Source organism: bacterium (genome assembly GCA_030019025.1).
GTDB lineage: Bacteria > Hydrothermota > Hydrothermia > UBA1063 > UBA1063 > UBA1063.
In genome coordinates this window covers 29,727-36,880 of sequence record JASEFR010000007.1, presented here as the reverse complement: position 1 = coordinate 36,880, position 7,154 = coordinate 29,727, and the positions used below count along the sequence as shown (strand labels likewise).

Here is a 7,154-nt window from a genome sequence, read left to right as displayed (position 1 = left end):
TGATAACGTGGAGAAAAAAATCTTTTTCCAAATTGAGTGAAGATTTTAAATACTGTATGATTCTTGTACTTACAGGATTCCTACTTGGAGGTGTATTGTGAAAATTGGTTTTATTTCTGATACCCATGATAACAAAGAAGCTATTCAGGTGGCCTTCTCCTACTTTGAAAGGGAAGGGGTAAGGAACGTTATTCACCTTGGAGACCTGATATCTCCCTTTAATTTCAGGTTCCTCAGGGAAGTATATACCGGAAGCCTTTACTATGTGTTCGGTAATAACGATGGGGAAAGGCTTTTCCTCACTGAGCAGGCAAAGGAATTTGGGGTTGCGGTTTTTAAATTACCACAGATTCTTGATATAAATGGTATTAAAATTGTAGCTATGCACGAGCCTTTTGCAATATCAGAACTGGCGGAGACGCAAAAATTTAAAATTGTGGCTTATGGGCACACCCATAAACTACATGTGGAGAAGATTGGTAAAACCCATATCGTAAATCCTGGTGAAGCCTGCGGTTATCTTACCGGTAAAAGAACTTTTGTGATCGTTGATTTAGATAAAGATATTTGTGAGGTGAGAGAGTTTTAGTATGAATGGTGTGGATGTTATTGTTCTTATAGTACTTGCATTTTTTGCCCTGAGGGGCCTTCTTGTCGGCCTTATAAAGGAAGTACTCTCTCTTGTGGGTCTCATTCTTGCGATTTTCATATCTCTCAAGTTTAGCGATCTCATGAGTTTTTATCTTAAGGGCATTAAAGACCCTCTGATCTTGAAGGTGTTGAGTATCCTCATCCTCTTTGCTCTGGTAATATTTCTAACCCAGCTTGTAATTTTCCTGATAAGGAAGGCTATAAAGCCTACCTTTATAAGCATACTGGATAAGTTTCTTGGACTTTTGCTTGGCATTTTTGAAGGAATTGTCGTTGCAGGTACTTTACTTTATTTTGCCAGCAGATTTGAGTTCGCAAGGGTTTATATAGAAAAAAGTGCTTATTCTGGAACGATTTCAAAGATTTATGAGAATGTTGTGATAAAGAATTTTAACGAGGTAAGAGAGTTTTTCGAAAATGTGGAAGACTGAGGGAAAGGATGATGAAACAGATTGAGGTAGTATGGTATGAAGGTGAGAAAAGATGTGAAAGGCCTTTGGCCCTTGTTATCAGCGGGAAGAAGCTGATGATCCAGAAGTGGTTTCCTATCGGGGTGGTGAAGGATTTCATTGGAAATGAAAGGGAAGTACACAAGGTTGTTCTTGAAGATGGAAGCGTTTTCAAAATAGAATATTTCAGGAATCAGGATCAATGGTACGTGGAGAAATTGAAGAGCTGGTGAAAAGGGCAGAGGAAGCCCTGGGTAATTCATATGCGCCATATTCCGGCTATTCTGTTGCTGCTGCCCTTTTGTGTAAAGATGGTAGTGTTTATACTGGAGTTAATGTTGAGAATGCTTCGTATGGTTTGACTATTTGTGCTGAGCGGGTTGCTATTTTTAAAGCAGTTTCCGAAGGGAAAAGGGATTTTGTGGCCATTGCAATAGTTTCTAACGATCCCGAGAGGCCTCCCTACCCTTGCGGTGCTTGCAGACAGGTTATGGTGGAGTTCTCTAAGGAAATGCTCGTTGTGGTTAAGACCAAGGATGGTTTGGTTTCTATAGGGGTTGATAAACTTTTACCCTATTCGTTTAATTTTGAAAAGTAGGCAAGTTGTCCGCATGCTCCTTTAATATCCTGTCCCTTTGATTTTCTCAATGTTACAGCTCGCTTAAGGTTTTTCCTTAAAATTTTAAGGAATTTCTCTATTTCTTCATCTTTTGGAGCTCTGAAACTGGAATAAGGATGAGGGTTGTACGGGATGAGATTCAATTTCGATGGTATGGAATTGACGTATTCGGTTAAGGCATCAACATCCTCGTCTGTGTCGTTTACGCCGGGAATAAGAATGTATTCAAAGGTAATCCAGCGCTTTTTTGCTTCGTAGAAATCGAGTAAGGCTTCCCTCAGATCGCTGAGGGGGTATTTCTTTGCTATTGGCATGAGTTTTTCCCGTTTTTCCTGAATGGCAGAATTTAAAGAAACTGCCAGTTTAAACTGTTCTGGCTCATTGGCAAGTTTTCTTATTCCCGGGATAATTCCAGCAGTGGAGATGGTAATTTTTCTTGCACCGATGGAAAAGGTATTGGGATTGTTTATAACTCTGGCACTTTCAATTACCTCTTCATAATTAAGGAACGGTTCTCCCATCCCCATGAATACTACATTAGTTATCCTTGTATTCACGTGATTTCTAACAATTCTGACCTGTTCAAGGATTTCGTAAAATTTCAGGTTTCTAACGTATCCAAGTTTCCCTGTCGCACAAAATGTGCATTTTAAAGGGCACCCTACCTGGGAAGACACACACACGGTATTTCTATCAGCATCAGGAATGAAGACCGATTCAACCCTATCTCCGTTTTCAAGCTGTATAAGAAACTTTATAGAGCCATCCTGAGAAGAAAGTATCGATACTGGTTCTGCTCGTTCTATGTAGTAATTTTGAAAAAGAAAATGTCTTAGTTCCTTTGGAAGGTCTGAAAACTCATCAATGTTATCTTTGCCTTTTCCCCATATCCATTTCAAAATTTGCCTGACCCTGTAAGGTTTCTCCTTTAGAGAAGCAAACAAAGATTCAAGATCTTTTACCTTCAAGGATATAAGGTTTTCCATTTAAAGCCGAGATTATTTTAAATTTTGAGTGGTTTTAAAACCCAAACCTCCCTTGAGGTAGGCAAGGAATCAACAAAGATTGTTGATTCCATTACTTTTACAGGACATTTAGCAAGACTGAGGAAGGCATCCACTTCTGCCAGCGGAAGCTCACAGGCATCGGTTTTAAATCTCATTGGAATTACTACAAGCGGGTCCAACTGCTCTACAACTTCCCAAGCATCCCTTATAGGCAAGGTATCATACCCCCCTACGGGGATAAAAATAATGTCAACCGGCTTGCCGATTTCTCTAAGCTGTTCTTTTGTGAGAATGTGTCCCAGTGCGCCTAAATGAGTTATTTTGATACCGGCTATCTCAATGTTGAAGACCATATTTGCACCTCTCACATTACCTTCTGCGTTATCATGGTAAGTCTGGATACCCTTAAATTTGAGGAAGGGAAAATCACTAAAGGATTTTTCTCCTGCCACTTCAACGAGTTTTGGATTCCCCGGAATTTCCTTCCAGGCTCCCTGATCCATATGCATGTGGCTTACAGTAACGAAGTCGGCTTCAACATCAATGGGTTGATACTTTATTGAGCCATTGAGTGCCATATGCTTGTAGGGGTCAGTGATGATTTTTGTGTTGTTGGCCGTTATAAGAAAGGCTGCGTGTCCAAAGTATGTAATCTCGATGGGGATTTGTAGTTTGAAAAGGCGTTCTTTTCTCTCTTCTGTTACTTCCACGGTTTCTTCAGTAGCTTCTGCTGGCATTGATGTTTCTTCAAATACTTCGGATGCTTGCTCTTCCACTGGAGGGACTTGCACTTCTTCTGTTACGTTTTCGGGTTTTGTCTCTAACTTTTCTTCTGCCGATGCTTCTCTTACGCCTTCATCCTCTGGGAAAAGAACAGCCTGAGGAATTTCAATTTCTTCTTTTTCTGAAGGTGGCCGCTCTTCTGATGATCCGGGGGTTTCTGAGAGAATCTTGATTCGCATTTCGAGAACGTCCAGTGTTGCCTTAATGTTTTCTATTTCTTGCATATATTTTTTCATTTCGAATCCGACGTATTCTGCTATTCTCTCGGAAAGAGGAGATTCGAGGAGTAACTCTTTAGCACTGGTACTCAGCATTTCTGAAATTTTTTCCTGAAGCTGAGAGGTGATATAATCGCTTTGATTTTTTACGATTTCACCAATGATTTTCTTTAACCCGTCTTCTGCTTCGTAGAAGGCTTTTAGGCTTTTTTCCAGGTTTTTCTTTATATCTTTCTGATTTTTATCAACAACTTCTTTCCCGAGTGTCTTAAGGTCATCCTCGAATAAATGGGATTTTTCCTCTATGAAGGTTTTGATCTTCTCTTCTAAAAGCCCTCTTACCCTTTCTGGATCAAAAACGGATTTTACTTGAGAATCGATTTCCGCTTCTACTTCTTTAATCCGGTTTTCGATAGTTTGCCTGATTTTCTCAGCCATTTCCTGAACTTCTTTGCGGAGATTTTCTTCCTCTGCTTTTAGAGCCTCTTCAATCTGCAGCCCTTTGGTTTCAATTAGTTCTTGTAGTGTTTTTTGTATGGTTTCGTTTATCTTTTCAGGAGTAAGGTTTTCTTCTTCTGCTTTGCTGGTAAGTTCCTGGGCTTTGTTCTTCATTCCTTTCAGCAGTTCTTCTACCTCAGAAAATGTTTGCTGGATGAGGCTGTTTACAGCCTCATCCAGCTCTTTACGGACCTTTTCAACGATTTCAGTCCATTTTTCTTCCATTAGTTTGTTCTCCTCTTCTCAAAAAAGTCCTTTATAATGTCTTCAAGATCGGGTTTTCCAATCTCTTGAAGTTCATATTTTACCCTAACATAAGGCTTGTTTATCTTCAAGATTTTGCCAAGGTTTATAGGAGTTGCTACAACTACGAGATCGGCAGGGACTGCATTGATTGTTTCTTCTAATTCTTTAAGCTGTTTTGGGGAATAACCCATTGCAGGAAGTATAACCTCCAGTTGTGTGTATTTCTCGTAAGTCTCTTTTATGGAGCCCACAGCATAGGGTCTTGGATCTACAATCTCTGCTGCACCGTATTTCTCTGCTGCTACATAGCCAGCACCGAATGCCATTTCGCCATGGGTCAAAGTTGGACCATCCTCAATTACCAGTACCTTTTTCCCTTTAATTGCTTCATAGTTCTCAACGAAGATGGGTGAGGCAGCTTCAATTATTGTAGCTTTTGGATTTGCAGATCTTGCGTTTTCACGGACGATCTGTATATCTTCCGGATATGCAGTGTCTATCTTGTTTATTACTATTACGTCAGCCATTCTAAGGTTGGTTTCACCTGGGTGGTATGTTACTTCATGACCTGGCCTGTGAGGATCAACAACTACTATGTGCAGATCGGACTTAAAGAATGGAAAATCGTTGTTCCCACCGTCCCAGAGAATTACATCCGCTTCCTGTTCGGCCTGCCTTAAAATTTTTTCATAATCAACGCCTGCATAAACCACATTACCCCGATCAATGTGGGGTTCGTACTCTTCCCTTTCTTCTATAGTACAATTGTGTTTGTCTAAGTCTTCAAGACTTCCAAATCTCTGGACAACCTGTTTCGTAAGGTCTCCATACGGCATTGGATGCCTTATGACAACGGTCTTTTTTCCCAGTTTTTTAAGTATTTCTGCTACTCTTCTTGTGGTTTGGCTTTTTCCTGAGCCTGTTCTCACCGCACAAACTGAAATTACTGGCTTTGTTGAAGTAAGCATTGTATGGGAGGGTCCAAGGAGCATGAAACTGGCGCCGGCAGACATCGCCATAGATGCACGGTTCATCACATATTCGTGGGAAACATCAGAGTATGAGAAAACTACAAAATCAACCTTATGCTTTCTAATAAGTTCTTCCAGTTCGTCTTCAGGATAAATTGGAATTCCGTCAGGGTAGAGTTTACCGGATAGTTCTGGTGGATATTTCCTTCCTTCAATGTCAGGAATTTGAGTTGCGGTGAATGCAACGACTTCATATTCCTCATTATCTCTAAAGAAGACGTTGAAATTATGGAAATCTCTACCTGCTGCGCCCATTATGATAACTTTTTTCCTCATTTCGACCTCCTTTTAGATTTTTTTAAGAACTTCTCTAAATATTTCAAGGGCTGTATCTATTTCTTCCCTCGTGACAGTGAGAGCAGGACACCACCTTACAGTGTTAGGCCCTGCGCCTAAGAGTAGAAGCCCTTTGTAAAAACATTCATCGACGATTTTATTTCTTAACTTGGAATCGGGTGTTTTGGAAGTTTTATCTTTAACAATTTCGACCCCGATCATGAGGCCAATTCCACGCACATCGCCAATAAATTCAAACTCATCTTTAAGTTTGAGGAGTTCTGATTTTAGATATTCACCGATATTTCTCGCGTTTTCTATAAGCCCATTTTCAAGGAGTTCAATGGTCTTTAAAGCTGCAACACAGGAAACGGGATTACCTCCAAAGGTGCTGGCATGAGTCCCGGATTCCCAATCCATCAGGGATTTTTTCGCAATAGTTGCACCTAAGGGAAAACCTGAGGCTATACCCTTCGCAACGGTAACAATGTCTGGTATTACGTCAAAATGTTCTATCGCGAACATTTTTCCGGTTCTCCCCATTCCTGCCTGTACTTCATCATCAATGAGGAGAATACCATATTTTTCGGCGAGTGCCTTGAGCCTTTTAAAAAAGTCTGCCGGCGGGACTACATAACCACCTTCTCCCTGAATGGGTTCGAAAACAAAGGCCGCTACCTCTTCAGGTGGTGCAATGGTCGTAAAAATAAAGTTTTCAATGTAATCAATTATGGTATCGGTTAGTTTTTCAGCGGGCACCCCAAAGATTGGTCTATAAGGATTAGGATATGGTACGTGAACCACCTGTGGCAAGAGTGGACTGAAGTATTTTCTGTGAATTGCTTTTGAAGCTGAAATACTCATTGATCCGAAGGTTCTACCATGGAAGGCACCGAGAAAAGCTATAAATATGGGCCTTTTCTGTTTATACCTGGCGAGCTTTAGTGCAGCTTCGTTAGCCTCAGTTCCCGAGTTGGAGAAGAACACCCTTTTATTTTTTGAGCCGGGTGCAATTTCAGCCAGCTTTTCTGCCAGTTCAATCTGATAAGGGTAGTAAAAATCCGTTCCCGACATGTGGATAAGTTTACCCACTTGTTCCTGCACTGCTTTAACGATTTCGGGATGGCAATGCCCTGTGGTGAGAACCGCAATTCCTGCAGCCATATCTAAAAATCTGTTTCCGTCGACATCGTACACCCAAACGCCTTCTCCCCGTTCAATTACAGCGGGGTAGGTGCGTGTGTAGGAAGGGGATATATACTCTTCGTCTCTTTTAAGTAACTCTTTAGCCTTTGGTCCTGGCAGCTGGGTTTTTATCTCTGGTTTCAAAGGCATTTTACCTCCTTTTCTGGTTTAAGTGATTATAATTCAAAGAG

General features: G+C 40.8%; 8 protein-coding genes. 4 read left to right on the top strand and 4 right to left on the bottom strand.

Going from position 1 to position 7,154, the window contains the following annotated elements:
• Positions 1-97: 97 nt before the first annotated feature.
• The 4 genes from QMD82_02940 to QMD82_02925 are packed head-to-tail and all read left to right on the top strand — an operon-like array spanning position 98 to position 1,698.
• On the top strand, positions 98-589 hold the full coding sequence (locus QMD82_02940; protein ID MDI6850877.1) for a metallophosphoesterase: 492 nt from the start codon (positions 98-100) through the stop codon (positions 587-589).
• A gap of 1 nt (position 590) precedes the next feature.
• The gene (locus QMD82_02935; GenBank protein ID MDI6850876.1) at positions 591-1,082 is read left to right on the top strand and encodes a CvpA family protein; all 492 of its coding nucleotides are present in this window, start codon (positions 591-593) and stop codon (positions 1,080-1,082) included.
• Between the two features lie 8 nt (positions 1,083-1,090).
• Positions 1,091-1,333, top strand: a complete 243-nt coding sequence (locus QMD82_02930; protein MDI6850875.1) for a hypothetical protein — start codon at positions 1,091-1,093, stop codon at positions 1,331-1,333.
• A complete protein-coding gene (locus tag QMD82_02925; protein MDI6850874.1) occupies positions 1,303-1,698 on the top strand; it encodes a cytidine deaminase in 396 nt (131 codons plus the stop codon). Before QMD82_02930 ends, QMD82_02925 begins: the two co-directional genes overlap by 31 nt.
• On the opposite strand, the gene rlmN is transcribed toward QMD82_02925, so the two are convergent.
• The 4 genes from rlmN to QMD82_02905 are packed head-to-tail and all read right to left on the bottom strand — an operon-like array spanning position 1,674 to position 7,113.
• Complete coding sequence (rlmN, locus tag QMD82_02920) at positions 1,674-2,705, bottom strand: 23S rRNA (adenine(2503)-C(2))-methyltransferase RlmN (protein ID MDI6850873.1); 1,032 nt, start codon at positions 2,703-2,705, stop codon at positions 1,674-1,676. The genes QMD82_02925 and rlmN overlap by 25 nt on opposite strands.
• Positions 2,706-2,722: 17 nt before the next feature.
• On the bottom strand, positions 2,723-4,450 hold the full coding sequence (locus QMD82_02915; protein MDI6850872.1) for an MBL fold metallo-hydrolase: 1,728 nt from the start codon (positions 4,448-4,450) through the stop codon (positions 2,723-2,725).
• Positions 4,450-5,778, bottom strand: a complete 1,329-nt coding sequence (locus QMD82_02910; protein MDI6850871.1) for a cyclic 2,3-diphosphoglycerate synthase — start codon at positions 5,776-5,778, stop codon at positions 4,450-4,452. The genes QMD82_02915 and QMD82_02910 overlap by 1 nt, the downstream gene beginning before the upstream one ends.
• A 12-nt stretch (positions 5,779-5,790) precedes the next feature.
• The gene (locus QMD82_02905; protein MDI6850870.1) at positions 5,791-7,113 is read right to left on the bottom strand and encodes an acetyl ornithine aminotransferase family protein; all 1,323 of its coding nucleotides are present in this window, start codon (positions 7,111-7,113) and stop codon (positions 5,791-5,793) included.
• Between the last annotated feature and the right edge of the window lie 41 nt (positions 7,114-7,154).

Bases quoted from the DNA above. Each gene is read 5' to 3' on its own strand.
- QMD82_02910 (MDI6850871.1), bottom strand. From the start codon at position 5,778: ATGAGGAAAAAAGTTATCATAATGGGCGCAGCAGGTAGAGATTTCCAT.
- QMD82_02925 (MDI6850874.1), top strand. From the start codon at position 1,303: ATGGTACGTGGAGAAATTGAAGAGCTGGTGAAAAGGGCAGAGGAAGCC.
- QMD82_02905 (MDI6850870.1), bottom strand. From the start codon at position 7,113: ATGCCTTTGAAACCAGAGATAAAAACCCAGCTGCCAGGACCAAAGGCT.
- rlmN (MDI6850873.1), bottom strand. From the start codon at position 2,705: ATGGAAAACCTTATATCCTTGAAGGTAAAAGATCTTGAATCTTTGTTT.
- QMD82_02930 (MDI6850875.1), top strand. From the start codon at position 1,091: ATGATGAAACAGATTGAGGTAGTATGGTATGAAGGTGAGAAAAGATGT.
- QMD82_02915 (MDI6850872.1), bottom strand. From the start codon at position 4,450: ATGGAAGAAAAATGGACTGAAATCGTTGAAAAGGTCCGTAAAGAGCTG.
- QMD82_02935 (MDI6850876.1), top strand. From the start codon at position 591: ATGAATGGTGTGGATGTTATTGTTCTTATAGTACTTGCATTTTTTGCC.